The sequence below is a fragment of the Duganella sp. Dugasp78 genome, assembly GCF_059491455.1.
This window is the reverse complement of sequence record NZ_CP168506.1, coordinates 1,800,030-1,826,740: the sequence shown is the minus strand read 5'-3', so window position 1 is coordinate 1,826,740 and position 26,711 is coordinate 1,800,030. Positions and strand designations below refer to the sequence as shown.

The following is a 26,711-nucleotide window of genomic DNA, read 5'->3' as shown; positions in this document are numbered from 1 at the left end:
ATGAGCAAGCAAGACTGGCGGCAAGCCGCCTCGGGCGTGGTTGTGCCCATCGTCATCGTCGCCCTGTGGCAGGCCAGCGCCATGTTGGGCTGGGTCAATCCGCAGGTGCTGCCGTCGCCGTTCGCGGTGGTGCACAAGTGGATCGAGTACCTGCTGCCGCTGACGGCCTACGATCCGTCCGCGCAGTCGTGGCTGGGCTGGGCGTTCTCCGGCGAGCTGCTGGGCGACACCTTCAGCAGCATGTACCGCGTGATCGTCGGCTTCGCCATCGGCGCCGGCCTGGCGCTGCCGCTGGGCCTGCTGATGGGATCGAGCCAGCGCATGTACGCGTGGTTCAATCCGCTGATGCAGGTGCTGCGGCCGATTCCACCGATCGCCTACATTCCGCTGGCGATTTTATGGTTCGGCCTGGGCAATGCACCGGCCGTGTTCCTGATCGCGCTGGGCGCGTTCTTCCCGGTACTGGTCAACACCATCGCCGGCGTGCGCCAGGTGGACGGCATCTACATCCGCGCCGCCCGCAACCTCGGCGTCAGCCAGCGCACCATGTTCGTCCGCGTGATGCTGCCGGCCGCCGTGCCCTACATCCTGTCCGGCGTGCGCATCGGCATCGGCACCGCCTTCATCGTCGTGATCGTGTCGGAGATGATCGCCGTGAACAACGGCCTCGGCTTCCGCATCCTCGAAGCGCGCGAATACTTCTGGTCCGACAAAATCATCGCCGGCATGATCAGCATCGGCCTGCTGGGCCTGATCATCGACGTCGGCATGAACAAACTGAACAATCATTTGCTGCGCTGGCACCGCGGCCTGGAGAATTAAGATGACCCATATCGAAGTCAAAGCCGTCAACAAGGTCTTCAAGACCGACAGCCGCGAAGTGATCGCGCTCAAGGACATCAATCTGGAGATCCCACAGGGCCAGTTCGTCTGCCTGCTGGGGCCTTCGGGCTGCGGCAAGTCCACGCTGCTGAACGCGATCGCCGGCTTTTCGCTGCCGTCGTCCGGCACCATCACCGCCGACAGCAAGCTGGTCACCGGCCCCGGCCCGGAACGCGGCATGGTGTTCCAGGAGTACGCGCTGTTTCCCTGGATGACGGTGGAAAAAAACATCGCCTTCGGCCTGGAGATCAAAGGCATGCCGCAAGCCGAGATCACGGCCAAGGTCGATCAGCTGCTGGGTATGCTGTCGCTGAGCGATTTCAAGCACCGCTTCCCGAAAGACCTGTCCGGCGGCATGCGCCAGCGGGTCGCCATTGCCCGCGTGCTGGCGCTGGACTCGCCGATCATGCTGATGGACGAACCCTTCGGCGCGCTGGACGCGCTGACCCGCCGCAACCTGCAAGACGAACTGCTGCGCATTTGGGCCGAGCTGAAGAAGACCATCATCTTCGTCACCCACAGCATCGAAGAGGCGATCTACCTGGCCGACCGCATCGTCGTGATGACCTACCGCCCCGGCACCGTCAAGCGCGATCTGATGGTGGAACTGCCGCGCCTGCGCGACCCGTCCGCCGCCGAGTTCAACGCCCTCAAGCGCGAGCTGGGCCAGCTGGTGATGGAAGAGCAGCAACGCCACCACAACGACGAGATGCGCATGGCGGCGGTGGACTGAGCAGGTGCAGTAGAATCTGCCCATGCGCGCCCAAAAAAACCTGCTGCTGTTTGTAGTCACCTTCGCGTGCGCGCTGGGCGTGATTGCCGGCTCCTATTTGGCCGGCACCTGGCGCGCGCGCGAAGAACTACGGCAGCAGGGCCAGCGCCAACTGCAATTGATGGCGCCGGACCTGCAATCGCTGCTGCAAAAATATGAAACGCTGCCCTTTGTACTGGGCTTCCAGCCCGACCTGATCGAAGCGCTGGCACACCCGTCCGATGCGCAGGCGATCACCCGTCTCAACAGCACACTGCAAACCATCCAGCAGCAGGCGAAGGTCGGCGCCATCTACGTGATGGACCGCGACGGTCTGACCATAGGCGCCAGCAACTGGGACCAACCGCTGGGCTTCGTCGGCAAGAACTTTTCCTATCGCCCTTATTTCGACGCAGCGTTGCATGGCAGGGCGGGGCGCTTCTACGGCATCGGCACCAGCACCAGCGAGGCCGGCTACTTCATCGCCCAGCCGGTGTACCGCAACGGCACGGCTGGCGGCCCGGTCACCGGGGTGGTGGCGGTGAAGATCAGCCTGGCCGACTTCGAACGCACCTGGCGCAGCAGCGACGACGCCATCGTCCTGGCCGACAGCACCGGCGTCATCTTCCTGAGCAACCGCCCGGATTGGATCTACCGCAGCCTGCACGCGCTGGACGCGGCCACCGAGCGCCAACTGGCGCGCACCCAGCAATACACCGGCCAGAAGATCACACCGCTGAGCGGACATGCCGATTTGTTTGTCACGCAGCCGGTGGGGCAGCTGGGCTGGCAGCTGATGCTGTTCCCCTCCCAGCAGCGCGTGCTGCGCACCGGCATGCAGTGGGCGGCGGCGGCGGTGCTGTTGGTGGCCTGCGCGGCCGTGTCGAGCTGGGCGCTGCATCAGCGCCGTCGCAGGGTGGAAGAACGCATGGCCTCGGCCGCCGCGCTGCGCCAGGCCGCCGCCGAGCTGGACGATAAAATCGTCGAGCGTACGCAACAGCTGCGCACCACCAATCAGCATCTGGAGAGCAAGTACGCCAAGCTGCAGGAGACCGAACACCTGCTGCGCTCCACGCAGAACGAGCTGGTCCAGGCGGGCAAGCTGGCGATGCTGGGCCAGATGGCGGCCGGCATCACCCACGAACTGAACCAGCCGCTGGCCGCGATCCGGGCCTTCGCCGATAATGCCCGCGTGTTCCTGGCGCGCGGGCAGGGTGAGCAGGTCGAGGGCAACCTGGGGCACATCAGCGAGGCCAGCGCGCGCATGGGCGCCATCATCGGCCAGCTCAAGGGCTTCGCGCGCAAGGATGAGACGGTGGCCGTGGTCGACCTGGCGGCCTCGGTGCGGGCCTCGGCGTTTTTGCTGGAGAGCGAGTTCCGCCGTCACGCCGTCGCGCTGGATATCGCCGTTGTCGACGGCCTGCAAGTGACCGGCAGCAGCGTGCGCATCGAACAGGTGCTGATCAACCTGCTGCGCAACGCGCTCGACGCGGTGGAAACGGCTGAGCGGCGCGAGGTAGCCATCCGGCTGGAGCGCGACGGCGCCTGCGCGCTGGTGAGCATCAGCGACAGCGGCGCAGGCATCCCGGATCAGGTGGTGGCGTATCTGTTCGAGCCGTTCTTCACCACCAAGCCGTCGGGCAAGGGATTGGGATTGGGGCTGGCGATCTCGTCGTCCATCGTGCAGGCCATGAACGGCCAGCTGACGGCGCATAATCAAGCTGGCGGCGGCGCGCGCTTTGAGCTGCGCCTGCCATTACAACAAGAGGGGGCATGACGTGCAGGCTATTTTGATCGAAGACGAAGCCGCGCTGCGCCTGGCCACCAGCCAGACGCTGGAACTGGGCGGCTTCAGCGTGCAGGCCTGCGCCAGCGCCGAGGAAGCGCTGGCGCTGCTGCGCGCCGACTATCCCGGCGTGATCGTCACCGATGTGCGTTTGCCGGGCCGCTCCGGCCTGGAGCTGCTGGCGCAGGCCGCCGCGCTGGATGCGGAGTTGCCGGTCATCGTGGTCACCGGCCACGGCGATGTCGAGATGGCGGTGGCCGCGATGCGCAGCGGCGCCTACGACTTCATCGAAAAACCGTTCGCGGCGGAACGCCTGCTGGAAGCGGTGCGCCGCGCCCAGGAACGCCGCCGGCTGGTGCTGGAGAACCGCCAGTTGCGCAGCGCCCGTGCCCAGCATCCGGACATGCCGGACCTGGTCGGCCGCTCGGCCGCCATCGAGCAGCTGAAAGTCTTGATCCGCAACATCGCTCCGGCCGGCGTGGACGTGCTGATCAACGGCCAGACCGGCACCGGCAAGGAGGTGGCCGCGCGCCTGCTGCACGCGGCCAGCGGACGCAAGGGCAACTTCGTCGCGATCAACTGCGGCGCGCTGCCGGAGTCGGTGTTTGAAAGCGAGATCTTCGGCCACGAGGCCGGTGCCTTCACCGGCGCGCAAAAGCGCCGCATCGGCAAGCTGGAGTACGCGCAGGGCGGCACCGTCTTCCTCGACGAAATCGAAAGCATGCCGATGGCCTTGCAGGTCAAGTTGCTGCGCGTGTTGCAGGAGCGACGGCTGGAACGCCTGGGCGCGAATGAAACGGTGGCGCTGGACTGCACCATCGTCGCCGCCACCAAACTTGATCTATTACAGTTAAGCGCGCAGGGCCTGTTCCGCGAGGATTTGTACTACCGCATCAGTGTGGTCAGCCTCGACCTGCCGCGCCTGCGCGACCGGCGTGACGATATCCCGCTGCTACTGGCCCATTTCGCCGCCGACGCGGCAGCCCGCTACCATCGCCCGTTGCCGGACTGGAGCGCGCAGCAGATGGCGCAATGGCAGGCGGCGGAGTGGCCGGGCAATGTGCGCGAGCTGCGCAACTTCGCCGAGCGGCTGGTGCTGGGCGTGGCCGCCGCCGGGGTTGCTGCCACTGCTGCTGCGCCTGCGCCCCTGGCCGATGGCGTGGCGTTATCGCTGCCGCAACAGGTCGACCTTCACGAGCGCGAGCTGATCGTGCAGGCCTTGTCGGCGGTCGACGGCAATGTCGGGCTGGCGGCGGACAACCTGATGGTGCCGCGCAAGACCCTCTACGACAAGCTGAAGAAATACCAGATCGTCACCGGCCGCAAATAATCCGGACGTAAAAAAACCGGCCGCTTGGGGCCGGTTCTTCAGGAGAGGCGAGGCTTACTTGGCTGGCGTGGACGCTGCTGCGGCAGCGGCTGCTGGAGCTGGCGCTTCAGGTTCCTTGAACTTGGCACCGCCCTTGTTGGCCATGTAGACCACGGCGCGAGCCACTTCCACATCATCCAGATCCGGGTTGCCGCCTTTGGCTGGCATGGCGCGCAGGCCTTCGATGGCGTGCTTGACCAGGGTATCGTAACCTTGGGCGATACGAGCGCCCCAGGCGCCAGCGTCGCCGAACTTCGGCGCACCGGCGGCGCCGCTGCCGTGGCAGGCTGCGCAGGTCGAGGTGTAGATGGCTTCGCCGGTCTGCAGCACTTTCGGTGCGTTGGAGTCTTTCAGCGTAAAGCCGGCGTCGGCGACGGGGGCGATGCGGGCAGCGACTTCTTCAGGGGCCTGGCTGTTGGAGCCGCGGCCGGTCAATTTGTCTGCGGTCACGTACTGCACCAGCAGGATGATACCGAGTACTGTGACTCCAAAGAAGCCGATCACAGCAGCAACGAGCTGCTTGGGCGTTCTGATGGCGGATTCGTGTTCGTTATGTGCGTCGCTCATGATTTCCTTAACAGACTAATTTCGAAGCCGGGTGGCGTGAGAAGAATGTATCAACCAGCTGCCTTGCAAAACCTTCACCAAACGGGCGATTATAGACTCAAAAATGCCTGCATGGAAACGCAAAGATGCTCAAAACGACACTTTCCATGGACGGCTCTCGATAAAAACGGTATCCTACGGCACACTTCAGAAATTCCCCCCGCGCGGCTGTAGCTCAGTGGATAGAGTATTGGCCTCCGAAGCCAAGGGTCGTGGGTTCGATCCCCGCCAGCCGCACCACAATTCCCCATAAAAATCAAATAGTTAGGTGCAAGCGCTAAACGCGCTGATCGTAGACGAATCGCCGAACCCGATCGACCGTCAGTCTGGATGCGTCCGGATGCACAGGATTGATCAAGACGTTATCCTCCTCGTTGATGATTACCGATGGCACAACTAATAGTGCTGTCGTTCCACTGGCCAACCAAGCCGATCCGAACGCGCGCGATACCATACCCTCGGGAACCACGTCCCAGCCAACTGGCAATGGCTTGGGTGTTATTTCGCGGGCAGCCCAGATATCGTCCGGAACGTTGATGCGCACCAGGATCCGATTCCACGGCAGCGCTGCACCCTTTGCAAAATGAGCGCGCGTTTCCCATGCTGCTAGCGAAATTGACGTGGCAGCGTATGTGACATATTCGCCAACCTGATTCCAGCGCGCCCCATTGCTGGCGGCAGCTTTTCCGCTCATGTCGTCCGCAGTCCAGGAGCTTGTGTCGGAAGCGATCCGCCATAAGCTGACCGTCATGCGGCCAATCCTCCTCTCATGCGTTCAAGCACCTGCTCCACTGCCCGTTGGCCTTCAGGATTACGCAACATCTCGGCTGGCGCCTTGCCTCCCAACTCCGGGAGTTTTTCATGGACCCAATGCGCAAACCAAGCTTCGAGGTCGAAGTTTTTCGTTTGTTCAGGGTCGCCACTCTCGTCCAACATTTTTCGCAAGGTGGCGAGCAGACGAAGATAGCCCATGATGCGGTGGCCAGCCACGTCGGGCAGCGGCCTGTTTGCGGCCTCGTTGCGGACAAACGTAGTCTGGGACACGCCTGCCAAGCCCATGACTACGGAGGTCGGTTCACCGGTTGCCTTTGCAATCAGTTTCACCACGTCCGTTGGAACACCGGCTTCCACCGCGTCGAATAGTTGGATTCCAGGCGCTTCGCGGACGCGCGTGACGAGTGCCCTGAGCCGTCCCAGAGAGGCCTTACCGGTCCCTTCCGTTGTGGGCGTTGTCATACGCCACAACGCGTGTCTCTTGGCATTCGGATCATCGGCGGCACTCATGGCTTCATCCATTTGGTTGGGGTGATGCAGTCAAATGGTATGCCTGAATGCCGAATTACTCAATACGCTTAAGGCTTGATGTAGGCGTAGCCTTCCAGCGACTGCAAACGGCCGATTTCCGCCACACCGGATGGGACGATGGTCGCTTCCGGCAGTACCTTTTCCTTGCCGAGGCCGCGCGCTTTCAGCGTGTTGTTGCAGACGCGGAACTGCACGTGGCGGGCCGCCAGCTCCTGCACCACCACCTCATACGGATTGCCGTTCTTGTCCACCGCGCCTTCGAGCATGAAGTCGATACCTCCACCCAGCGCCACGACCACGATCTGCGCGTTGGGACTGGCGTCCAGGTGGTTGCGGATATTGCGCAAGCCGCCCATGGCATTGCTGCTGTCGCTGAAGTGATAGACCACTTTCTCCACGCGCGGCGCCTCGGCCTGTGCCGCCTGGGCGCACAGCAGCATCAAGGGCAGCAGCAAGATACGGAATAGTTTCATTTGGCCTCCTTGCCAGATCGTAGATATTCTTGTTCCATCAGCAGGTACGTGCCATAGGCGTTGAGCCGGTTGGCCTGGCTGAAGGTGGGATAGTCCCTGAACGCGGACCAGTCGGTGCGCGCATAGGCCTCATCAAAGGATAGCAGCTCCTGCACGGCATTGCCCATCTGTTCGCGCAGGTAGCGTAGGTAGCGCTGTGTCAGCAGCATGTCTTCGCGCGGCGCGCGCGAGGCTGGGCCGTGGCCGGGGATCACCACCGCCGGCTGCGCGTCGAGCATGCGGTCGAGCGCCTGCAGCCAGCGCTTGCTGTCCGCGTTGCCGACATACGGCAGGCGGCCGGTGAAGAACAGGTCGCCCGCGAACAGGACGTGGTCTTCCTCCACCAGCATCAGCAAGTCTTCCGGCGAGTGGGCGCCGCTGCTGTCGATCACACGGAAGTGCAGGCCACCCAGTTCGAAGCGCCATGGCTGGCCGTCGGCAAAGTCCAGCCAGCGGTCGGCCGGCACCAGTTCCGTGCGTTCATCCACCCACGGCGCCAGTTCGGCGCGACGCTGTGCCAGCCGTTCGCGCGCCAGGTCCGAGCTCAGGTAGTCGCGGCCGTTGCGGTGGGCGGCGATCACCACGCCCGGCTGGCGCAGGGCTTGCAGGCCGTAGAAATGGTCGGCGTGGTAGTGCCCGACGATCACCATCTTCAACGGCGCCGTCGTCACCTGGCGGATCGCGCGCAGCATGGCGGCGCCCAGCGCCGGCGTGGCCAGCGCGTCGTACACCACCACGCCGTCCGGAGTGACGACAAAGCCGGCATTCGACATGAAGCCTTGGTTGGCATGGCTGGCCACGCCGGCTTCTCCCTGGAAGTAGTAGACATGCGGGCTGACCTGGATCGGCTTGAGGACGATGTCCGGCGCGGCATGGGCCGGCAGCACCGGCAGCAACGCAGCCAGCAACAGCAGTCGGCGGAGGAGGTTCATTTTGTATCCTTAGGTACGATGAGGGCGGCCGCCTGCGCCTCGCGCAGGCGCTCCTCCAGGTAGGCACCGTAAAAGCCGGACTGGTCCGAACCGGGCAGGGGTGCGGCCAGCGTGCGGCCTCCGCTGCCGAGAAATAATACCGTGGGGAAGAAAGCCACGTGCAACTGGCGCAGTACTTCGGCGATGGGCTGCAGTTGTCCGGCCGCGTCGGTCAAGCGCTCCACGGTGTCGCTTTCCAATTCGCGCAGCACCAGGCGTGGATTGCCTTCGCGTTGCAGCGGCGCCAGGTAGTTGCGCCGCACTTCCAGGCAATACGGGCAGTCCCGGCGTGACACCAGCAACACCAGCACCGCCGATGGCGCCGCCAGCGCGGCCAGTTCCGCCTGCAGATCGCGCAGCAGCGGCAACAAAGGAGCGGGGGCGGCCATGACAGCTCAGGCTGCGATGCCGGGATTGCCGGCCGTGCCCACCAGCGTCGGCTGGTCGGGGCGGCGCGCGCGCACCACCGGGTGGGCGCGCAGATAAGTCTCCAGCACGTCCCAGATCGGAGGACCGCTGGCGCCCTCCGCCACCGGGGCCCAGCCTGCCACCTTGTAGGTCTTGTCCGCATCGAGCAGCTTGCCGTTCAGCCGCATGTCGCTGATGCGCCGACCAGTGGCCGCGGCCGGCGTGCAGGTGTAGCTCATGCCGCCCACGCGCACCATGTCGCCGCCCTGCTGGTAATAGGGGTCCGGGTGGAACAGGTTGTCGCACACATCTTCCATGATGGTCTTGATGGTGGCGCCGGTCATCTCGGTCAGCGTGGTGGCTGGGTAGGTGATCGCCAGTTGGTCCATCAGGTCGCCGCGCGTGATGGTCGCGCCCGGCAGCAGCGACGTGCCCCAGCGGAAGCCCGGCGAGAACGCCAGATCGGCGCCTTTGACCGCCAGCAGTCCGTCGACGATCAGCTGGTCCCAGCTGCCGTTGAAATTGCCGCGCCGGTACAGCAAGCCTTCGGTGACGGCCAGCTTTTCATCCAGCCTGGCGCGGAACGGCGCGCGCACCGCGTCGATGTGCGCCTGCATGGCACTGTCGGCCGGCAGCAGATTGGAGAACACCGGCAGCAGCCGGTACTGGTAACCCTGGATGCGTCCGTCGCGCACATCGAAATCCAGCACGCCGACGAACTTGCCGTTCGAGCCGGCATTGGTCACCAGCGTTTGCCCGCCCTGGTTGGACACCACCACCGGCGTCGGCATACCATCATGGGTATGGCCGCCGAGGATGGCGTCGATGCCGGTGACGCGACTGGCCAGCTTCAGGTCCACGTCCATGCCGTTGTGCGACAGCAGCACTACCACCTTGGCGCCCTTGGCGCGCACTTCCTTCACCAGCGCCTGCAAGCGCTCCTCCTGGATGCCGAAGCTCCAGTCCGGCACCATGTAGCGCGGATTGGCGATCGGCGTGTACGGGAACGCCTGGCCGATCACGGCCACCGGCACGCCGTTCATCTCGCGCCAGCTGTAGGGGGCAAACACGGGGTCGCCGAAATCGGCCGTCACCACGTTCTGCGCGATGAAATCCACCTTGCCCTGGAAATCCTTCTGCACGATTTCCTGCACCCGTTGCGCGCCCAGCGTGAACTCCCAGTGCGACGCCATGATTTCCACGCCCAACAGCTTGGCGGCATCGACCATGTCCTGGCCGTTGGTCCACAGCGCCGTGGCCGATCCCTGCCAGGTGTCGCCGCCGTCGCACAGCACGGCGTGCGGCCGGCTGGCGCGCAGCTGCTTGATCAGCGTGGACAGATGGGCGAAACCGCCGACCTTGCCGTACACCTTGGCGGCGGCGGCAAAATCGAGGTGGGTGAACGCGTGTGCGCGCGCCGTCTTCGGTGCGATATTGAACTGCTTGAGCAGCGCATCGCCCACCAGGTGCGGCGCCTTGCCGGCCGCCTCGCCGATGCCGAGGTTGACGTTGGGTTCGCGGAAGTACAGCGGCCGCAGCTGGGCGTGGCAATCGGTGATGTGCAGCAGGCTGACGTTGCCGAAACGCGGCACCGCATACAGCTGCTCGGCGGCGCCGGGCGTGGCGGCCAGCGCATCCTTGCCGGCCAACGCCAGGCCGCCAGCGCTGGCGATGGCCAGCATTTGCATGAATTCGCGTCGTTGCATGGGGTAGCCTGGCTCAGGTTCGGATTGCTTACTGGTTGACCGGCGATTCAGGCGCCAGCAGCAGCGCCATCACATCCTGCATCTGCTTCTCCGTCAGGATGCCGGCGGCGCCGAAGCGCGGCATCGTCGAGCACGCCTGGAAGGCATGCGAGTTGTAGATCTTGGCCCAGGTGTACTTCAGGATCTCCGGCGTCGGGCCGCCGTGCAGCTTGCCGTACTGCTGCAGGCTGGGGCCGATATTGCCGAAGGCGATTTCCTTCTTGTCCAGCGCATGGCAGGCATAGCAGTTGCCGCCGGCGGGCGTGCCTTTCGGATCGGACGATTGCAGGCCGCGGCCGTTCTGCGCGACCTTCTCGCCTTCCTTCCAGTCGCCCAGATAGTTGCCATCGGCAGGATAGCGCACGGTGGCCATGGCCTGCTGCTCGATCTGCTTACGCTGTGCGGGTTTCAGCGGCCGCTGCGCGTCCTGCGTGCAGAGGCGCTGCGCCTCGCTCTGTTCCAGGCGGTCGACGGTGGCTTCGTTCTTGTCGCGGAACGAAGCCTTGAAAGCGGCCAGGTCGGCGCTGTCCTTGGCTGCAGGTCCGGCGGCCAGTGCGCTGCTGGAAGCCAGCGCGCCCAACAGGGCGGCGGTGATGAATTTGCTGTGCATGGACACTCCGGTATCAGCGTTTCAAGCCCGGCGCCGCCATCGTGCCGCCCTTGGCGTTGACGCCGAGGTAGGTGATCAGGTCGATGGCTGCCTGGGAGTTGTATTCCAGTTGCGGGAAGCGCTGCTGGCGGAAGCAGTCGGCCATGCGCCACTGCATGGTGCGCACCGCGCCCTGGCTGACGCGGTAGGCCGGCCAGCTGGCAAACGCACCGCGCGCGGCAGCCGCTTGCTGCAGATTGGGCAGGTCCTGCAGGCGGATGCGCTGGTCGTTCTTGCCGTGGCAGGAGGCGCAGGAAAAATCATACGGGCCGGCGCGGTAGAAGAACGCCTGCTTGCCGCGCGCATAAGCGGCCTTTTCCTCGGCGTGCTGCTGCGGCAGATTGATCTTCATGTCGCGCGAGGCGGCCGATACGTAGGCGGCCAGCGCCTCCATGTCGGTGGCGCGCTCGCCTTGTTCGGAAAACGGCTTGCGCACGATGTCGGCGCGCTCTAAGCCCTGCAGCGTCACCATGCAATGCACCAGGCGCGCTTCGGCATCCATCACCTTGCCCGTGTCCTTGAAGTAGCGCGGCAGCTCGGCATAGGCGCCGGCCACCACGCCCGGGCCCTTGCCCAGGTCGCAGGCCTCCAGCGTGGCCTGCTTGGGGCCGCGCTTGGTGGTCCACAGCACTTCGCCCTGGCCCTCCACCAGCTCGGCAGGATTGCCGTCGGCCAGCATGGCGCGGTATTTGGCGATTTCATCGCTGGCGCTTTGCGCCGCGGCGCTGCCTGCAACGACCAGCCCCAACAGACTGGCCCAGGTGACACGGGATAGTGACATGGTGGCGGCCTCAGGCTACGGTGACTTGATCGGTACGGCTCTCGCCCAGATTGTCCTGCCAGCTGACGCTGACCGTGTCACCCTTGGCGCCGCCCTTGAACTTGAAGGCGAGGTAAGGGTTTTGCGAGACCGACTGGCCCCACAGGCATTGCAGCACCACGCGTTCGCCGTGCTTGACGGTGACGTCGGTGATGTAGTGGGCCGGCACCACGGCGCCGGCCGCGTCCTTGCGGATGCCGGTCTCCATCGGGTGGGCCATCAGTACTTTTACTTCCGTGACGCCGTTGGCGGCATTGGCACGGATTTTCATTGGATCTGCCATGTCTGCTCCTGTCCTGAATCTGATTGGGGTCAGCCGCCGCAGCCGCCCAGCGTGACTTTGGTTTCCTTGGTCGCCGAGAACAGCTTGCCGTCGGCGGTTTTCACCACGGCTACCACGTTGGTGCTCTGGCCCATCTTCAGGCGGCTCTGCACGGCGGTGGTGGTGCCGTCCGGGATGCGGAACACGGCGGCCAGCGGGTTCGGGTTCTTTTCGACAAAGAAGTAGATTTCGCTGGTGCCGGGAATATTGGACACCACAGCCACCGGCACCACGGCGCCGTTTTCAGCGATGTCGGGCGAGGTGATGACGATGTCCTTGCTGTCGACCGGCGTGCCGCCGACGGCGGCCAGCGCATCGGCCAGGGTCTTGGCGCTGAAGCCTTCGCGGCCGGTGGCGGCCAGCGCTTGCTGGCTGGTCACCAGGCCACAAGCGACCAGCAGGCCAAGGGCCGAGCTGGTCTTCAATACGGTACGACGGGTCGGGTTCATGCAGTCTCCTGGTGGTTGCGGGCTGGCCCGCTCATTGCGCGCCGCTGGCCAGCCATTGAACGATGGCTTGCAGATCGGCTTCTTTCAATTGGCTTTGCGGCGGCATGGGCATGGTACCCCAGGCGCCGGCGCCGCCGCTGCGTATCTTGGCTTGCAAATAGCTGGTCTTGTCGGCGCGGCCCTGGTACTTGGCGGCGACGTCGCGCAAGGCGGGGCCGATAATTTTGCTGGTCACGCCGTGACAGGCAAGGCAGCCGTTCTTGTTCAGCAGCTGTTGCACGTCTCCTCCGGCGGCGGCCTTGGCTGGGGGCGGCGCAGCTGCGGCAGCAACGGTAGCGGCCGGCGCCAGCGCGGCGCGTGGCGGATGCGTGGTATCGGTGCCGCGCACGCCGCCCACCAACCGGTTTTGCTCGGCCAGGTTGCCATGCGCGTTGCGGGCGAATTCGGGCAGGCTGGAAGTTAGTTTGACCTCGGTCTGGCAATTGCTCATGCAGGCGGTATTGAGCACATCGGGCTTGCCCTTGGTGTCCCACAGTCCGGGCTGGCGCACCAGGCCGTTGCGGTTGGGCAGGCGCTGCTGCACGTCGGCGATGTTGTCGTTGCTCAGCACGAAATCGGACGGCACGATGCCGCCCAGGTTCAGGATGTGGGCCGTGACGGCATACACCTCATCGGTGGTCAGCGACTTGGGCGCGTCCCACGGCATGGCGCGGTTGATGTAGTCCCACAGCGTGGACAGGTGGGCCACCTTCATCAGCGTCGTGCGCTGCGGCACGCTGCCGCTGGACAGGGCGGCAACATGGCCGCTCTTGATGTCGGCCTCGGTGGTGCCACCGACGATGGGCGTGAACACCTCGTTCGATTCGCCAAAGCTGCCGTGGCAGCCGGCGCAGCGGTTTTCCCATATCTGCTCGCCCTGGGCGACGGAGCCACGGCCTTTCGGCAGCCCCTGGAAATCGGCGCGCACGTCGATATCCCAGGCCTTGATTTCAGCCGGCGTGGCCGGACGGCCGATGGCCTGCCACGGCGTATCGGCCGCCTGTACCAGCAGGCAGGTGAGCAGAGCAGCGGCAGCGGCGGCGGTGATCGATTTTTTCATCAGCTCACCTGTACGTTGGAAACTTCGCCGTTCGGCGACACCTGCCACGACTGGATGGCGTTGTTGTGATAGATGGAGCGCGTGCCGCGCACGGCGCGCAGCTGTCCGATCTTGGGCTGCACATAGCCGCTGTCGTCGATGGCGCGGCTCTGCAGCACGGCGTTGCTGCCATCCCACACCCAGTCGATATTAAAGCGCGTCAGCGCCTTGTTCTGCACCGGTCCCTCGATGCGGGCGGTGCGCCAGTTGCGGCCGCCATCCACGCTGACATCGACGCGCTTGATGCGGCCGCGCCCCGACCAGGCCACGCCGCTGATGTTGTAGTAGCCGCGATCAAGCAGGGTCTGGCCGCCCGACGGCGTGGTGATCACGCTCTTGCATTCCTGGATGGAGGTGTACTGGCGATGCTGGCCGTCCGGCATCAGGTCGATGTAGTGGATGGTTTCGTCCTTGGTATCCCATGGCTGGTCGCCCACTTCGATGCGGCGCAGATACTTGACCCAGCTGACGCCCTGCACGCCCGGCACTACCAGCCGCAGCGGGTAGCCGTTTTCCGGCCGCAGCATTTCGCCGTTCTGGCCCCAGGCCACGATGACATCGTCCAGCGCCCGTTCGATGGCGATGGTGCGCGTCATGCTGGAACCGTCGGCGCCTTCGGCCAGCACATAGCGGGCCTTCTTGCGGTCGATGCCGCACATGTCGAGCAGGGTCGACAGCAGCACCCCCGTGTATTCCGAGCAGGCCAGCATGCCGTGCGTGTATTGCACGGTCGGCAGCGCCACGTTGCCCCACTCGGCGCCGGTATTGGCGCCGCATTCGATGAAGTGGATGCGCGACACGGACGGCAGTCGCATCAGGTCGTCCATGGTGAACACGCGCGGCTCACGCACCAGTCCGTTGATCATCAAGCGGTGCTGACTGGGGTCGATGTCGTGCCAGCCCTGGTGATGGCGTTCGAAATGCAAACCGCTGGGCGTGATGATGCCGAACAGTCCCTGCAGTGGTGTGAAACTGACGGAAGCCTGGCGCACGCGGGTCAAGCCCGGGCTTTCGCGGCGCAGCACATTGCCTTCCCACTTAGACGGCTGGCCGTAGGGCAGGGCGGCGACCGGCTGGCCCAGCGTCTTGCTGTGGGCCGGCAGGGTCAGGATGGCGTCGTCGCCGGCCGCGTTTTGCGCGGCCGCAACGCCGCTCGCGGCCACGCCGGCGCCCATGGCCAGGGCCTTACCCATGAAGCTGCGGCGCGCCGTGCGCGCTTGCGCGCTCCGGGCGTCATCGAGATGAAACTCGGGGGCTTGCAACAGCCTGCCGATGGTGCGTCGCACATCCGTCACGGCCGGTCTCCTTGTGTTTTTATGGGGATAAGCTTAGCCTGTACAAGTTCCTCTACGCAAGACATTTCCTGTCCCATATCGTTGCCTTTTCACCAATGGAGAACGCCAATGAAGTTACGCGACAAGATGGTGCTGTGCATGGCTGTAGTATGTTGTGCTTTTCTGGTCGCGCTGGGCGTGGCGTTGATGGGCATGCAAAGCGCCCGCAACCAGTTCCAGCAATTCCTGGAAGTGGATCAGGCCTTGCTGCAGACCACCACCAACCTGTACGCGCAAGGCCTGCAAATGGGACAAGCCCTGCGCAACGTGGTGCTCGATCCCACCAACAAGGCCGGGCTCAAGAATATCGACGACGCCAGTAAATCCTTCGCTGAATACCTGCAGGTGGCGCAGGGCCTGGTCGCGCCGCAAAGCGAGGCCGGCAAGATGTTCGCGGAGATGGCGCAATTGCGCGAAAAACAGGCAGGGATGCAGGCGAAGATCATGGCGCTGGCCAAGGACGACCAGCCCGCCGCCATCGCGATGCTGAACAAGGACGAAACGCCGGTCTGGCGCGTCATGCGGTCCCATCTGCTGGACTTCCTCAAGGTCAAGAAGGACGACGTCAAGCAGACCGAGGCGACCGTGATCGCCTCCACCCAGCGCACGCTGTGGGTCAGCCTGGGCCTGGCGCTGGCGACCCTGGTGGCGGCCGGCCTGGTCACCTACTGGCTGGCGGCCAATGTGATGCGCCAGCTGGGCGGCGAACCGGACTATGCGGCCGACATCGCACGCCGCATCGCCGCTGGCGATTTCACCGAAGAGATACAGACCAGCGGCGGCGACCGCGACAGCCTGCTGTCGGCCATGCAGTCGATGCAGCAAAGCCTGGCCGGCATCGTGGCCCAGATCCGCACCGGCGCCGACACCATCTCGACGGCCTCGAGCGAAATCGCCGACGGCAACCTCGACCTGTCCAACCGCACGGAACAACAAGCCAGCTCGCTGGGCCAGACCGCCAGCGCCATGGACGAACTGACCAGCACGGTAAAGCAGAACGCCGGCAGCGCGCGCCAGGCCAGCAGCCTGGTGGCGGCCACCGCCACCGTCGCGGTCAAGGGCGGCACGGTGGTATCCGAGGTGGTGACGACCATGGGTGAGATTAACGAATCGTCGCGCCGCATCGTCGACATCATCGGCGTCATCGATGGCATCGCTTTCCAGACCAACATCCTGGCGTTGAACGCGGCGGTCGAAGCGGCGCGGGCCGGCGAGCAGGGACGCGGCTTTGCCGTGGTGGCGTCCGAAGTGCGCAACCTGGCCCAGCGTTCGGCATCCGCCGCCAAGGAGATCAAGGAACTGATCGGCGTCTCCGTGCAAAGCGTGGAGCAGGGCGCGCGCCTGGTCGAGCAGGCCGGCACCACGATGGACGAGATCGTGGCCAGCGTCAATCGCGTCAGCGCCATCATGGGCGAGATCGCCGACGCCAGCGAGGAACAAACCTCGGGCATCGAGCACGTCAACAACGCCATCGTCCAGATGGACCAGGTGACGCAGCAGAACGCGGCGCTGGTCGAGCAGGCCACGGCGGCGGCACAGTCGATGCAGCAGCAGGCGGCCGCCCTGGCCGGCGCCGTGAGCGTGTTCAAGCTGCGGCGCTGAGGCGTCCGGTCCGGCCGTTGTGATCGCGGCGCGACAGGACACCGGTCCTGTCGAGACATTCTCTGGTCCCGTCGAGACAGCCGCCTGGCCGTGGAAAACCTCAACTGTGCGAGGGGTAATATGAATCGGGGCAAGCTGGGCGCCGCGATGTGATGGCTCGCGCGACTGCGCTTGCTGCATGTCGCAGCGCGAGACTGATCATAAAAACAGCCATCTTGCAGATCACCCGATCGGAGACACACCACATGTCGCACACCCGCCTTCTCAAGAAGTTGCCTACGCTATTGTCCTCGCTGGTCCTGCTCGCCCTCGGCGGCCAGACGGCGGCCAGCACGCTGAACCAAAACGTTTCCTGGACCATCGACCGTCCCGGCACCTCCACCGTCTACCGTGTGGTGGCCTACGGCGATTCGATCTTTGCCGGCTACAACGGCTCCATCACCAGCGCGGCCAAGTACTCGGCGCCGACGGTGGACGCGGAATACCTGTCCGCGCTGTGGAACGCCGACATCGAGAGCGTGCGCCGCACCAAGTCCGGCGCGGTGGCCTCGGACGTGTACAACAACAAGATCGTGGCCGAGCGTTCGTATATGCAAGCCAGTAACACCCGCGTGGTGGCCTTCGAGATGTGCGGCAATGACGGCCTGCAGGCCCGCACCGCCTTCAAAAGCCAGACCGGCACCTGCGACGACAGCGTGCTGACCGCCGCCGAAAGCAGCTGCAAGACCTATGTCAGCGCAGCGATGGACTACATCAACGCCAACGCCTATTCCGGCGTCAAGCTCAAGCTGGTGTCCAACCTGCACTATCCAGGCTACGCCGCGGACAACGTTCAGAGTTCCTGCACCGATCCGTCGACCGGCAAGACCGTCAACATGCAGGACAAGTTCCTGCCATCGCTGGTCCGCATCAACTTCGCGATGTGCGACCTGGCGCGCCAGAAGGGCTTTGCCTGCGCCGACAACTTCGCGCAATACATGGGCGCCGACTACGACAGCAACGGCGACGGCCAGATCGATGCCGAGGCACTGCGCTATGTGGCCGGCGAGAGCCAGGCCAGCTACCTCACGCGGATCACCACCACGCTGCGCTCGACGCTGCGCGACGCCAACACGCACTTCGTCTCGGCCGGCAGCAGCTACGACTACATCCAGTCGGACGACACCCACCCGACCTACACCGGCAGCACCGTCACGGCCGGCCTGTTCGGCGGCACCACCGGCACAGGCGCGCCGCGCTACACCTCCTTCTCGGCCGGCAAGAACCCGATCTGGAACCAGTACGGCCACGAGCGCATGGGCTGGGCGGTGTCGACCTATAACGTCGCCACGCCTTGAAACCACGCGCCGGCTTGCTGGCCATCGCGCTGGTGCTTGTCGTGATCGGCGTCGCCGGCCTGGTTTTCCTGGTCACGACGCCCGACCCCGGCATCGTCGCCGGTGCGGCGCCGCAGCCGCTTGCGGCCAGCGCAGCGGTGGCTGCCGGCGCGCCGCCCGCATCGCCGCCGGCCGCGCCGCAGCCCGCCGCGCAAGAACCGCAGCGTCCCCCCGAGGGCGACGCCGATCCAACGCGCGACCTGAAAAGTTATGTGCCGCGCGGCGCGAAGCCGACCATGCCGGAAGTGATCGAACGTCTGCATGAACGTGGCATCTACTCCGGCCTCGGCGCGTTTTCGCCGCCGGGTACCCGGCCGCCGATGGTCGGCCTCGCGGTGCCCGAGGATTTCGAACTGCCTGCCGGCTACGTCCGCCACCACCAAGCCACCGACGATGGCCAGCGCATCGAAGCGATCCTGATGTTCGCGCCGGACTTCCAACTGTACGACGCCGCCCACAATCCGATCGCCATGCCCAAGGATCGCGTGGTGCCGCCGGAGCTGGCGCCGCCCGGACTGCCGATCCGGCGCATCGTCATTCCCCCTCCCATCGAACCCGGCCCCGGCCGCTGATACCGCATGCGACAACTGTTGACCTCTTCCACGGCGCGCATGGTCGCCGGCATCCTGGCGAGCGCCGTCCTGTCGGCCCTGTATGTGCGCGGCGGCCCCGGCTGGATGCTGGGCTTTGTGATGCTGGCGCCCTGGCTGGGCGCGCTTAACGCCAGCCGTTCGCTGGCCGCGACGCTGGGCTGCGCCTACCTGATGTCGCTGGCCTTCACGGCGGCCGTCTTCCCCTGGTTCGGCAGCGCGCTCGGACGTTACACGCAGGTGGGCGCGGGAACCGGCCTGGCCGTGCTGTTGCTGGCTGCTCCGCTGTTCCAGCCGCAGTTCCTGGTGTTCGCGCTGGTGCGCAATGCCGCCGGACGCGGGCATGGTCCGCTGCTGCGGGCGTTGGCGGCGGCTGCATCGTGGGTGGCCGCCGAATGGCTGCTGCCCAAGCTGCTCGGCGACACGCTTGGTTACGGCCTGTATCCATCCCGGCTGATGCGCCAGGGCGCGGCCGTGGGCGGAGGTGCTGGTCTGACACTGTTGCTGTTGCTGGCCAACGAGGGCATCGCTGCGGCGCTGGCGCGGCGCCGCGATGGCTGGCGCGCGCTGGCCGCGCCGCTCGCGCTGGCCGCGCTGGGGCCGCTGCTGCTGGCAGGCTACGGGCTGGCGTCGCTGCCGGACAGCGCCGCCGCCGGCAAGACGCTGCGCATGGGCCTGGTGCAGGCGAACCTGGTCGACTATGAAGGCTTGCGCCAGAAGAAGGGCGCACGCGCCGTGGTGCGCGAGGTGCTCGACGCGCACTTCGCCATGAGCTATGACGCGGTGGTGCGCCGTCACGCCGATGCGGTGCTGTGGTCGGAGACGGCCTATCCCACCACCTTCGGCCATCCCAAGAGCGCAGCCGGTGCCGAGTTCGACCGCGAGATCCTCGCCAACGTCCGCGCCGCCGGCGTGCCCTTTGTGTTCGGCACCTACGATATCGACAGCGACGGCGAATACAACGCCGCCGCCTTCGTGCAGCCCACCGGCCTGACGGGTTTCTATCGCAAGACGCGCCTGTTCCCGTTCACCGAATACGTGCCGGCCTGGCTGGACGGGCCGCAACTGCGGCACCTGCTGCCATGGACCGGCAACTGGCGCGCCGGCAATGGCGCGCGGGTGTTCCCGCTGCGCCTGGCCGACGGCCGCGAGATCCCGGTGCTGCCGCTGATTTGCCTCGACGATGTCGACGCCGGCCTGGCGCTGGCCGGCGCCAGGCTGGGCGCGCAGGCCATCCTGACCATGTCCAACGATTCCTGGTTCAGCGACGACCCCGAGGGCGCACGGCTGCACCAGGCTGCTGCGGCCTTCCGCAGCATCGAAACGCGGCTGCCGCAATTCCGCGTCACCACCAACGGCTACAGCGCGGTGTTCGACGCGGCCGGCAACATACTGGCCGGCACGCGCATGGGTGAACCCGCGCTGGTCGTCGCGGAACTGCGCGTGAGCCGGCCGGCGCCGACTCTGATGGTGCGGTGGGGCGACTGGGTCGGGCGGGCCGCCGGCGTGCTCCTGTTGTTGCTGGCGGCAAGGGCGGCCATTCCCTCGTGGCGTCCGCAAGCGGAGGAGCCCTCGTCGCCGGCGCAGCCTGCCGTGAGCTTTCCGGTGCGGGTCGCGTTGCTGCCGCCGGTGGCCCGCTTTGCCGCCGCGCTGTTGCGCATCATGGCGCGCGCCGGCCTGCTCGGCATCTGCGCCGCCCTGCTGCTGAACGAACCGTTGAGGACCAACACCCTGGCGCAGATCCGCCTGTTCGCCGCGCTCTTCCTTGCGCCGGAAGCGGCCGCGTGGTGCGTGCTGCTGGCGTTTGCCGCGCAGGCGTCGGTCAGCAACGGCATGCTGGTGTTGACGCGGGGCGCACAGCGCATCGAGCTGGCCCTCGGCGAGCTTGCCGCGGTGGCGTTATGGCGCTTGCCGGTGCCCGCCGCCGGCCTGACGTTGCGGCTGGCGTCGGGTCAGCGCTGGCGCTACGGACTGGCGCTCGCCGATCCGCTGGCCTTCGCCGCCGCGCTGGCCGGCGCCGGCGGACCGCAAGGAGTCGAGCGGCCGGGCGCGATGATGGGCGTGTATGCGCGCGCCCGCCTGGCGCTGCGCCGCCGCCAGCTCGACCGCCCGTTGGCCAAGTTCGTTCTGTTGCCGCTGGCGCTGGCCATTCCCGCCTTCCACCTGCACCAGCACATCGCTTATGGCAGCGCGTTCGGCGAGTACTACAGCTACGGCCTGAAGGCTTACCTGCTGGCGCTGGCCTTGTGGTGGGCGGCCTGGGCGATTGGCGTGGTGCTGAGCGCGGCCCTGTTGCGCGCGGCGATCGAAGCCGGCACCCTGCTGGCGGCCTTGCTGCAGCCGGGGAGGGCGATCGAGGTGCGCCGCTGGCTGGAGCGCGCCGGCCGTGCGGCGCTGTACCTCGGCCTGCCCGGATGGTTGCTGGCGAATCTGGTGGGCGCCTGAGGGCCGGCGGCACCGTTAGAACCGGGCGAACTTGCTTTCGTCGACGTCCTGCACGCTGCCGGACATGGTGTGCGGGGGCGGCACCGGGGCCTGCCGTTTGCCGCCGCGCACCGGCGGCCGGGCGCCCCTCGCGGGCGCGCTGGCACGGCCGCCGCTCTGCACCTTGAAGAAGGCCATCGCTGATTGCAGTTGCTCGGCCTGGCCGCTCATTTCCTCGGCCGTGGCCGCCAGCTGTTCCGAGCTCGACGCGTTCTGCTGGGTGGTCTGGCTCAGCTGGCCCACCGCGCTGTTGATCTGGCCCACGCCGGCCGATTGCTCCTCCGATGCGGCGGTGATTTCCTGCACCAGGTCCGAGGTCCGACGGATGTTCGGCACCATCTGGTCGAGCAGGCGGCCGGCCTTCTCGGCCAGGTCGACGCTGCTGGTGGCGACCTGTTCGATCTCCTGCGCGGCCAGCTGGCTGCGTTCGGCCAGCTTGCGCACCTCGGCCGCGACCACGGCGAAACCCTTGCCGTGATCGCCGGCCCGTGCCGCCTCGATGGCCGCGTTCAAGGCCAGCAGGTTGGTCTGGTAGGCGATGTCGTCGATGATCTGGATCTTCTTGGCGATCTGCTGCATCGCCGCCACCGTCGAGCGCACCGCGTCGCCGCCTTCGACCGCTTCCTTGGCGGCCTGGCTGGCCATGCCGTCGGTGACTCTGGCGTTCTCGGTGTTGGCCGAGATCGACGCCGTCATCTGCTCGATCGCGGCGCTGGTCTCCTCGGTGCCGGCGGCTTGTTCGCTGGCGGCCTGCGACAGCGTCTGCGCGGTCGCGCTGATCTCCTCGGAGGCGCTGGCCAGGGCCTCGGCGCTGCCGTTGACCTCGGTGACCACCTGGCCCAGCTTGTAGACGGTGTTGTTGCAGAATTCCTTGAGCTCGCCGAAGGAGCCCTGGTAGTCCTTGTCGATGCTGATGCTGAGATCGCCCTCGGACATCGCGCCCATCACCCGCACCACGTCGTCAATGCTGGCGCCGGTGATGGTGACCAGGTTGTTCAAGCCCTCGCCCATCTCCTTCTGGAAGCCCTGCAGCCCGGCCAGCTCGACGCGGCCGTCGAAATTGCCGCGGTTGGCCGCGTCGACCACGCGGCGCTGGCCCTCGATCACTTGCGTGAGCTTGGCGATCATCTGGTTGGCGTAATCCTTAAGCTCGCCGAACGCGCCCTCGTAGGGTTTCTCGATGCGCTTGGACAGGTCGCCCTCCGACAGCGCGCCCATCACGCGCACCACGTCGTCGATGCTGGCGCCGGTGGTTTGCATCAGGGCGTTCAGGCCGTCGGCCATGTCCTTCTGGAAGCCCTGCAGCTCCGTGGCGCTGATGCGCATGGCGAAGTTGCCGCGGTTGGCCGCGTCGACCATGTTGCGCTGGCTTTCTATCATTTCGCGCAACTTCATAAGCATGTGCTTCATCGCCGCCAGCAGCTGGCCGGTCTCGTCGTTCGACTTGACCTGGATGTCCAGGTTCAGGTCGCCGCGCGCCAGGGTCTCGGCGGCCGTCACCGCCTGGCTGATCGGACGAGTGATGCTGAGCGTGATGTAGATGCCGGCGGCGATGGTCAGCACCACGATTACCGCCAGCGTTTCGATCACCTTGGTCTGGGCGGCGGCACTGACCTCGCTCATGACCTGGTCGGCGTGCTTGAGGGTGGCCTCGGTCTTCTCGCCCAGACTGGCGAAGGCGGCGGTGATTGGCTTGTCGGCGCCGGCCACTGCCTTGTCGAGCTCATTCGGATTGTCGGTCTTGGCGCGCATGGCGACCAGCACCGCCATGTCCTTGCGGTAGGCGGTGGCGCCGTCGCGCAACTGGCTCAGCAGCTTGTCCTCGTCGGCCGTCAGGAAACCGGTGGCCTTATAGTCGGCCATGGTGCGCTCGACATCGGCCATGTCGGCCTCGAACTTCTTGTCGTAGTCGCCGCCGCGCAGGATGTAGTTCTTGAAGTGGTGGACGCCGGCGCCCAGGGCGTTGGAGCCGCGCTCGATCGCACTGCGCTTGGCCAGCGCATCCTCCTTGATGGTCTTCCACTGCTCATTCATGGCCGAGGTTTCATGGATGGCGATCCAGCCCAGCGCCACCGACAACAAGGTGAGCAGAAAAAAAGCCAATCCCAAACGCGTGCCGACTCTTAAATTGGAAAACATTTACGCCTCCTGGTCGAGAATGTGCTGCCGCTGAGGTATTTGCGCCACGTAAATAAGTGTGAAGTTGATACTACCTCCTTCGACTCGCACTTGCTACAACGGCAGCTGGAGCTGTGGAAATTGTGGGACGGCAGCGTGCTGCTATGATGGTGGTTCTTTCGCTAATATTTCAAACAGGCGGGACCATGGAACTACTGGACGCATATTGCGCGCGCATCGCTTACACGGGGCCGCGCACCCCGACGCTGGACACGCTGCGCGCCTTGCAGCAGCTGCACCCGGCAACCATTCCTTTCGAGGCCATCGACGTGCTGCTGGACCGGCCGGTGCTGCTGGCGCCGGAGGCGGTGGACGCCAAGCTGATCCACGCCGGGCGCGGCGGCTACTGCTTCGAGCAGAACAGCCTGTTCCAGCGCGTGCTGTGCGCGCTGGGTTTCGAGGTGGAGCCGCTGATCGCCCAGGTGCAATGGATGGCCGGCCCCGAGGCGCGGCAGCGGCCGCGCACCCACATGGTGTTGCGGGTGACGGTAGACGGCCAGCCGTGGCTGTGCGACGTCGGCTTCGGCAGCTGCGTGCTGACGGCGCCGATCCGCTTCGACCTGCCCACGCCGCAGTCGACGCCGCACGAGCGCTTCCGCATCACGCCGCAGGGCAACGAACATCTGCTGGAGGCGCTGCTGGGTGACGACTGGCTGCCGGTCTACCTGATCTCGCCGGCGCCCTGCCGCGACGGCGATTATGTGATGGCGAACTATTACTCGTCGACCTACCCGCAATCGCATTTCCGCCATGACCTGATCGTGGCGCGCAGCACGCCCGAGGCGCGCCATGCGCTGCTGCGCAACCGGCTGACGATACGCCGCGCGGACGGCGGCGGCGAACGCCGTTTCCTGAACGCGGACGAGCTCGAGCAGGCGCTGGCCGAGGTGTTCCTGCTGCCGGTGGCGCCGGACTGGCGCCCCGTGATCGAGCGCGCGGCGGCAGCCGTGTGGGACGAGCCGGCCGGCTAGCCGCCCGCCAGTCGCAAAAAAAGTTTTCATCGACGCAACACTTATTGCGGCGGCCCCGACGGCATTTGCTAGAATGGAACTCGGATTGTTGCGCCTGGCTCCCATGTTTATGTATCGCGTCCACGCATTCTTGCTGCTGCTGTGCCTTGCTGCAGGCTCCGCCTGTGCCGGCACGGTGCAAGTGTGCGCCGACCAGGCCGAAATGCCGCCGTTCGTGTTCGCCGAGCGCGCCAACGGCCAGCGCGACGGCCATGTCGTGGGGGCCAGTGTCGACCTGCTCAAGTTGATCGGCGCGCGCCAGGGCTGGGACGTCACCGTCCAGCTGCTGCCGTGGGCGCGCTGCCTGGCGCTGGTGGCCGCCCATCAGGTCGATATCGCGCTCAACGTCGGCCAGGCCGATGCCGCCGGCAACCTGGTGCTGAGCGACGCCTACTTCACCATGCACAATGTGTATTTCTACTCGCGCCGGGCGCGGCCGCAAGGGCTCAACCTGCAACAGCTGAGCGACGTGCGGCGCTACCACCTGTGCGGCCTGGGCGGCTACCGCTTCGAGGTCTATGGCATCCCCACCAGCACGGTCGACCGCGGCGCCACCATTGGCTACGAACAGCTGATCGGCAAGTTGCATCTGGGCCGCTGCGACCTGTTCATCGACAGCCGCGAAACCATGGCCGGCCAGTACCTGATCAACCCCAAGCTGCGCAGCCTGCTGGTGGACGGCACGCTGGTGAGCCAGCCGTTGCCGGATTCGCCGCTGCGGCCCCTGTACTTCGGCGTGGCGGCCAGCGGCGCCGACGCGGCCAGGCTATTGCAAGCGTTGAACGACGGTCTGGCGCGGCTGGCCAAGACCAGGGAACTCGATAAGCTGCTGGCCCATTACATGGAACAATAACCAACCTGCCTGGAGCCTGGATGCCTGCCATCTCCCACCTGATTTCGGCTACGACGGCGGTGCTGCTGAGCCTGGCCTTGCCCGTGTGTGCGGCGGAGTCCGCCGCTGATCCGGTGCGGCCCTGGCTGTCGGTCAACGGCTTCGGCACGGTGGGCCTGGCTCATTCAGACGAGCACGGCGCCGACTATGTGTTCGACAACCTTCAACCCTCCGGCACCGGCCGCAACCGCCAGTGGACCGGCGATGTCGATAGCCGGCTGGGCCTGCAATTGACGGCCAACTTCACGCCGCAACTGTCCGGCGTGGTGCAGGTGGTGTCCGAGTACCGCTCGAGCAATAAATACCAGCCGCTGCTGACCTGGGCCAATCTGAAGTACGCGTTCACGCCGGACCTCAGCGTGCGGGTCGGCCGGATCGGGCTGGCCAGCTTCCTGATGTCGGACTCGCGCCGCGTCGGCTACAGCAATATCACGGCGCGTCCGCCGATCGAGGTCTATCGCCTGCTGGCGCTCAAGGAAAGCGACGGCGTCGACGCTTCCTACCGCAGCCACTTCGGCGATATCAGCAACACCACCAGCGTCCTGTACGGCAAGCGCACCGTCACCAACACGCGCGGCATCGACGTCCATTCCACCGCCGTGATGGGTATCTTCGACACCCTGGAACGGGGCCCGCTGACGTTGCACCTCGCCTACCAGGAACGCAACGTCGACAACCAGAACCCGCCGCGCGGGCGCTTCGCGTCGCTGGGCGCGTCGTGGGATCCCGGCCAGTGGTTCGTCAATGGCGAATGGGCGCGTGTCAGCAACTACGACGGCAAGCGCGTCAAGGCCCTGCGCGAGGCCTGGTATGTGAACGGCGGCATGCGCTTCGGCACGCTGACGCCCTACGCCACCGTGTCCGATTTGCGGCCGCTGACCGACACCGGCAGCCTCCCCGTGGCCCAGCGCACCTATGCGACCGGCGTGCGCTGGGACGCGGCGCGCAACCTCGACCTCAAGCTGCAATGGGACCAGTTGCATCTCGGCGCCAATTCCTACGGCACCTTGCAGAACGTGGTGGCCGGCACGCCGCGTGGCGGCCATGTGAACGTGGTCAGCCTGTTGGCCGACTTCCTCTACTGACGGGAGGCCGGACATGCGCAAATCTCTCCCCCGTTGGCTGCTGGCCGCGACCTTGTTGGCGGGCAGTTGCAGCCGTGCCGAGGTGGTGGTGATCGTCTCGGCCCGCAATCCCGTGAAGGCCCTGAGCGGCGAGCAGGCCGCCGATCTGTTCCTGGGCAAGGTGGCCGACTTCCCCAACGGCCAGCACGCGGTGCCGGTCGACCAGAGCGAAGGCTCGCCGGTGCGCGACGTCTTCTACCTGAAGAGCAGCGGCAAGGCGCCGGCCCAGATGAAGGCCTACTGGGCGCACATGCTGTTCACCGGGCGCGGGCAGCCGCCGGTGGAGTCGGGCGACAGCGCCGCCATCAAGCGCCTGGTGGCCGACAACCCCAACCTGGTGGGCTATATCGACCGCAGTGCGCTCGATTCCAGCGTGCGCGCGGTGCTGGCCATTCACTAGTGGACGCG

At 66.0% G+C, this 26,711-nt stretch carries 26 protein-coding genes and 1 tRNA gene; 13 read left to right on the top strand and 14 right to left on the bottom strand.

Annotated elements, in window-relative coordinates; translation table 11 throughout:
• From ACEN9O_RS08150 to ACEN9O_RS08135, 4 genes are read left to right on the top strand one after another with little or no spacing between them, the layout of a single operon-like run.
• A complete protein-coding gene (locus ACEN9O_RS08150; RefSeq protein ID WP_495617076.1) occupies window positions 1–822 on the top strand; it encodes an ABC transporter permease in 822 nt (273 codons plus the stop codon).
• Between the two features lies 1 nt (window position 823).
• A complete protein-coding gene (locus ACEN9O_RS08145) occupies window positions 824–1,615 on the top strand; it encodes an ABC transporter ATP-binding protein (protein ID WP_495617075.1) in 792 nt (263 codons plus the stop codon).
• A 22-nt stretch (window positions 1,616–1,637) separates the two neighbouring features.
• Window positions 1,638–3,410 (top strand): sensor histidine kinase, encoded by a 1,773-nt coding sequence (locus ACEN9O_RS08140; protein WP_495617074.1) that lies wholly within the window; start codon window positions 1,638–1,640, stop codon window positions 3,408–3,410.
• A 1-nt stretch (window position 3,411) separates the two neighbouring features.
• Window positions 3,412–4,749 carry a sigma-54-dependent transcriptional regulator gene (locus tag ACEN9O_RS08135; RefSeq protein WP_495617073.1) on the top strand — a complete coding sequence of 446 codons (1,338 nt, stop codon included), beginning with the start codon at window positions 3,412–3,414 and terminating at the stop codon, window positions 4,747–4,749.
• Window positions 4,750–4,803: 54 nt separating this feature from the next.
• Here ACEN9O_RS08135 and ACEN9O_RS08130 read toward each other — a convergent pair whose 3' ends face one another.
• The gene (locus ACEN9O_RS08130; protein ID WP_495617072.1) at window positions 4,804–5,355 is read right to left on the bottom strand and encodes a c-type cytochrome; all 552 of its coding nucleotides are present in this window, start codon (window positions 5,353–5,355) and stop codon (window positions 4,804–4,806) included.
• Between the two features lie 203 nt (window positions 5,356–5,558).
• Here ACEN9O_RS08130 and ACEN9O_RS08125 point away from each other — a divergent pair.
• Window positions 5,559–5,634: transfer RNA gene (locus ACEN9O_RS08125), tRNA-Arg, on the top strand.
• Between the two features lie 37 nt (window positions 5,635–5,671).
• Here ACEN9O_RS08125 and ACEN9O_RS08120 read toward each other — a convergent pair.
• The 12 genes from ACEN9O_RS08120 to soxC all read right to left on the bottom strand — a co-directional run bounded on the left by ACEN9O_RS08120 (window position 5,672) and on the right by soxC (window position 15,008).
• Window positions 5,672–6,145: an RES family NAD+ phosphorylase gene (locus ACEN9O_RS08120; protein WP_495617071.1), complete on the bottom strand. Its 474-nt coding sequence runs from the start codon at window positions 6,143–6,145 to the stop codon at window positions 5,672–5,674.
• Entirely contained in the window at window positions 6,142–6,678 is a 537-nt protein-coding gene (locus ACEN9O_RS08115; RefSeq protein ID WP_495617070.1) for an antitoxin Xre/MbcA/ParS toxin-binding domain-containing protein, read from the bottom strand. The genes ACEN9O_RS08120 and ACEN9O_RS08115 overlap by 4 nt, the downstream gene beginning before the upstream one ends.
• A gap of 68 nt (window positions 6,679–6,746) precedes the next feature.
• Window positions 6,747–7,172: a DsrE family protein gene (locus ACEN9O_RS08110; RefSeq protein ID WP_495617069.1), complete on the bottom strand. Its 426-nt coding sequence runs from the start codon at window positions 7,170–7,172 to the stop codon at window positions 6,747–6,749.
• Window positions 7,169–8,143 carry an MBL fold metallo-hydrolase gene (locus ACEN9O_RS08105; RefSeq protein WP_495617068.1) on the bottom strand — a complete coding sequence of 325 codons (975 nt, stop codon included), beginning with the start codon at window positions 8,141–8,143 and terminating at the stop codon, window positions 7,169–7,171. The genes ACEN9O_RS08110 and ACEN9O_RS08105 overlap by 4 nt, the downstream gene beginning before the upstream one ends.
• Window positions 8,140–8,571: a thioredoxin domain-containing protein gene (locus tag ACEN9O_RS08100; protein ID WP_495617067.1), complete on the bottom strand. Its 432-nt coding sequence runs from the start codon at window positions 8,569–8,571 to the stop codon at window positions 8,140–8,142. The genes ACEN9O_RS08105 and ACEN9O_RS08100 overlap by 4 nt, the downstream gene beginning before the upstream one ends.
• 6 nt (window positions 8,572–8,577) lie before the next feature.
• Window positions 8,578–10,296 carry a thiosulfohydrolase SoxB gene (gene soxB / locus ACEN9O_RS08095; protein WP_495617066.1) on the bottom strand — a complete coding sequence of 573 codons (1,719 nt, stop codon included), beginning with the start codon at window positions 10,294–10,296 and terminating at the stop codon, window positions 8,578–8,580.
• 28 nt (window positions 10,297–10,324) lie between these two features.
• Entirely contained in the window at window positions 10,325–10,945 is a 621-nt protein-coding gene (gene soxX / locus ACEN9O_RS08090; protein WP_495617065.1) for a sulfur oxidation c-type cytochrome SoxX, read from the bottom strand.
• A gap of 13 nt (window positions 10,946–10,958) precedes the next feature.
• Window positions 10,959–11,765 (bottom strand): sulfur oxidation c-type cytochrome SoxA, encoded by an 807-nt coding sequence (gene soxA / locus ACEN9O_RS08085; protein ID WP_495617064.1) that lies wholly within the window; start codon window positions 11,763–11,765, stop codon window positions 10,959–10,961.
• A gap of 10 nt (window positions 11,766–11,775) precedes the next feature.
• Complete coding sequence (soxZ, locus tag ACEN9O_RS08080; RefSeq protein WP_161098385.1) at window positions 11,776–12,087, bottom strand: thiosulfate oxidation carrier complex protein SoxZ; 312 nt, start codon at window positions 12,085–12,087, stop codon at window positions 11,776–11,778.
• Between the two features lie 29 nt (window positions 12,088–12,116).
• The gene (gene soxY, locus ACEN9O_RS08075) at window positions 12,117–12,575 is read right to left on the bottom strand and encodes a thiosulfate oxidation carrier protein SoxY (RefSeq protein WP_495617063.1); all 459 of its coding nucleotides are present in this window, start codon (window positions 12,573–12,575) and stop codon (window positions 12,117–12,119) included.
• Between the two features lie 31 nt (window positions 12,576–12,606).
• Window positions 12,607–13,674: a c-type cytochrome gene (locus tag ACEN9O_RS08070; RefSeq protein ID WP_495617062.1), complete on the bottom strand. Its 1,068-nt coding sequence runs from the start codon at window positions 13,672–13,674 to the stop codon at window positions 12,607–12,609.
• Complete coding sequence (soxC, locus tag ACEN9O_RS08065) at window positions 13,674–15,008, bottom strand: sulfite dehydrogenase (protein WP_495617061.1); 1,335 nt, start codon at window positions 15,006–15,008, stop codon at window positions 13,674–13,676. Before soxC ends, ACEN9O_RS08070 begins: the two co-directional genes overlap by 1 nt.
• A gap of 108 nt (window positions 15,009–15,116) precedes the next feature.
• Here soxC and ACEN9O_RS08060 point away from each other — a divergent pair, with 108 nt between their 5' ends.
• The 4 genes from ACEN9O_RS08060 to lnt all read left to right on the top strand — a co-directional run bounded on the left by ACEN9O_RS08060 (window position 15,117) and on the right by lnt (window position 21,060).
• Complete coding sequence (locus tag ACEN9O_RS08060) at window positions 15,117–16,649, top strand: methyl-accepting chemotaxis protein (RefSeq protein WP_495617060.1); 1,533 nt, start codon at window positions 15,117–15,119, stop codon at window positions 16,647–16,649.
• Window positions 16,650–16,894: 245 nt separating this feature from the next.
• Window positions 16,895–17,986, top strand: coding sequence for an SGNH/GDSL hydrolase family protein (locus tag ACEN9O_RS08055; RefSeq protein ID WP_495617059.1), 1,092 nt, complete (start codon window positions 16,895–16,897; stop codon window positions 17,984–17,986).
• Window positions 17,983–18,597 (top strand): hypothetical protein, encoded by a 615-nt coding sequence (locus tag ACEN9O_RS08050; protein WP_495617058.1) that lies wholly within the window; start codon window positions 17,983–17,985, stop codon window positions 18,595–18,597. Before ACEN9O_RS08055 ends, ACEN9O_RS08050 begins: the two co-directional genes overlap by 4 nt.
• A 6-nt stretch (window positions 18,598–18,603) precedes the next feature.
• Entirely contained in the window at window positions 18,604–21,060 is a 2,457-nt protein-coding gene (gene lnt, locus ACEN9O_RS08045; protein WP_495617057.1) for an apolipoprotein N-acyltransferase, read from the top strand.
• Between the two features lie 15 nt (window positions 21,061–21,075).
• Here the strand turns inward: lnt and ACEN9O_RS08040 are convergent, their stop codons facing one another.
• Window positions 21,076–23,238: a HAMP domain-containing methyl-accepting chemotaxis protein gene (locus tag ACEN9O_RS08040; RefSeq protein WP_495617056.1), complete on the bottom strand. Its 2,163-nt coding sequence runs from the start codon at window positions 23,236–23,238 to the stop codon at window positions 21,076–21,078.
• Window positions 23,239–23,423: 185 nt separating this feature from the next.
• On the opposite strand from ACEN9O_RS08040, the gene ACEN9O_RS08035 reads away from it, so the two are divergent.
• The 4 genes from ACEN9O_RS08035 (at window position 23,424) to ACEN9O_RS08020 (ending at window position 26,703) form a co-directional block, all read left to right on the top strand.
• Window positions 23,424–24,248 (top strand): arylamine N-acetyltransferase family protein, encoded by an 825-nt coding sequence (locus ACEN9O_RS08035; protein ID WP_495617055.1) that lies wholly within the window; start codon window positions 23,424–23,426, stop codon window positions 24,246–24,248.
• A gap of 109 nt (window positions 24,249–24,357) precedes the next feature.
• Entirely contained in the window at window positions 24,358–25,140 is a 783-nt protein-coding gene (locus tag ACEN9O_RS08030; protein ID WP_495617054.1) for a substrate-binding periplasmic protein, read from the top strand.
• A 20-nt stretch (window positions 25,141–25,160) separates the two neighbouring features.
• Complete coding sequence (locus ACEN9O_RS08025) at window positions 25,161–26,264, top strand: hypothetical protein (protein WP_495617053.1); 1,104 nt, start codon at window positions 25,161–25,163, stop codon at window positions 26,262–26,264.
• 13 nt (window positions 26,265–26,277) lie between these two features.
• Complete coding sequence (locus ACEN9O_RS08020) at window positions 26,278–26,703, top strand: phosphate ABC transporter substrate-binding protein (RefSeq protein ID WP_495617052.1); 426 nt, start codon at window positions 26,278–26,280, stop codon at window positions 26,701–26,703.
• Window positions 26,704–26,711: the final 8 nt, after the last annotated feature.

Excerpts from the sequence above, each read along its gene's own strand:
- ACEN9O_RS08070 (WP_495617062.1), bottom strand. The coding sequence starts at position 13,674 with ATGAAAAAATCGATCACCGCCGCCGCTGCCGCTGCTCTGCTCACCTGC.
- ACEN9O_RS08105 (WP_495617068.1), bottom strand. The coding sequence starts at position 8,143 with ATGAACCTCCTCCGCCGACTGCTGTTGCTGGCTGCGTTGCTGCCGGTG.
- ACEN9O_RS08020 (WP_495617052.1), top strand. The coding sequence starts at position 26,278 with ATGCGCAAATCTCTCCCCCGTTGGCTGCTGGCCGCGACCTTGTTGGCG.
- ACEN9O_RS08030 (WP_495617054.1), top strand. The coding sequence starts at position 24,358 with ATGTATCGCGTCCACGCATTCTTGCTGCTGCTGTGCCTTGCTGCAGGC.
- ACEN9O_RS08145 (WP_495617075.1), top strand. The coding sequence starts at position 824 with ATGACCCATATCGAAGTCAAAGCCGTCAACAAGGTCTTCAAGACCGAC.
- soxZ (WP_161098385.1), bottom strand. The coding sequence starts at position 12,087 with ATGGCAGATCCAATGAAAATCCGTGCCAATGCCGCCAACGGCGTCACG.
- lnt (WP_495617057.1), top strand. The coding sequence starts at position 18,604 with ATGCGACAACTGTTGACCTCTTCCACGGCGCGCATGGTCGCCGGCATC.
- soxX (WP_495617065.1), bottom strand. The coding sequence starts at position 10,945 with ATGCACAGCAAATTCATCACCGCCGCCCTGTTGGGCGCGCTGGCTTCC.
- soxA (WP_495617064.1), bottom strand. The coding sequence starts at position 11,765 with ATGTCACTATCCCGTGTCACCTGGGCCAGTCTGTTGGGGCTGGTCGTT.
- ACEN9O_RS08115 (WP_495617070.1), bottom strand. The coding sequence starts at position 6,678 with ATGAGTGCCGCCGATGATCCGAATGCCAAGAGACACGCGTTGTGGCGT.
- ACEN9O_RS08120 (WP_495617071.1), bottom strand. The coding sequence starts at position 6,145 with ATGACGGTCAGCTTATGGCGGATCGCTTCCGACACAAGCTCCTGGACT.
- ACEN9O_RS08035 (WP_495617055.1), top strand. The coding sequence starts at position 23,424 with ATGGAACTACTGGACGCATATTGCGCGCGCATCGCTTACACGGGGCCG.
- soxY (WP_495617063.1), bottom strand. The coding sequence starts at position 12,575 with ATGAACCCGACCCGTCGTACCGTATTGAAGACCAGCTCGGCCCTTGGC.
- ACEN9O_RS08040 (WP_495617056.1), bottom strand. The coding sequence starts at position 23,238 with ATGTTTTCCAATTTAAGAGTCGGCACGCGTTTGGGATTGGCTTTTTTT.
- ACEN9O_RS08130 (WP_495617072.1), bottom strand. The coding sequence starts at position 5,355 with ATGAGCGACGCACATAACGAACACGAATCCGCCATCAGAACGCCCAAG.
- ACEN9O_RS08025 (WP_495617053.1), top strand. The coding sequence starts at position 25,161 with ATGCCTGCCATCTCCCACCTGATTTCGGCTACGACGGCGGTGCTGCTG.
- ACEN9O_RS08060 (WP_495617060.1), top strand. The coding sequence starts at position 15,117 with ATGAAGTTACGCGACAAGATGGTGCTGTGCATGGCTGTAGTATGTTGT.
- ACEN9O_RS08110 (WP_495617069.1), bottom strand. The coding sequence starts at position 7,172 with ATGAAACTATTCCGTATCTTGCTGCTGCCCTTGATGCTGCTGTGCGCC.
- ACEN9O_RS08100 (WP_495617067.1), bottom strand. The coding sequence starts at position 8,571 with ATGGCCGCCCCCGCTCCTTTGTTGCCGCTGCTGCGCGATCTGCAGGCG.
- ACEN9O_RS08140 (WP_495617074.1), top strand. The coding sequence starts at position 1,638 with ATGCGCGCCCAAAAAAACCTGCTGCTGTTTGTAGTCACCTTCGCGTGC.
- ACEN9O_RS08150 (WP_495617076.1), top strand. The coding sequence starts at position 1 with ATGAGCAAGCAAGACTGGCGGCAAGCCGCCTCGGGCGTGGTTGTGCCC.
- soxB (WP_495617066.1), bottom strand. The coding sequence starts at position 10,296 with ATGCAACGACGCGAATTCATGCAAATGCTGGCCATCGCCAGCGCTGGC.
- ACEN9O_RS08055 (WP_495617059.1), top strand. The coding sequence starts at position 16,895 with ATGTCGCACACCCGCCTTCTCAAGAAGTTGCCTACGCTATTGTCCTCG.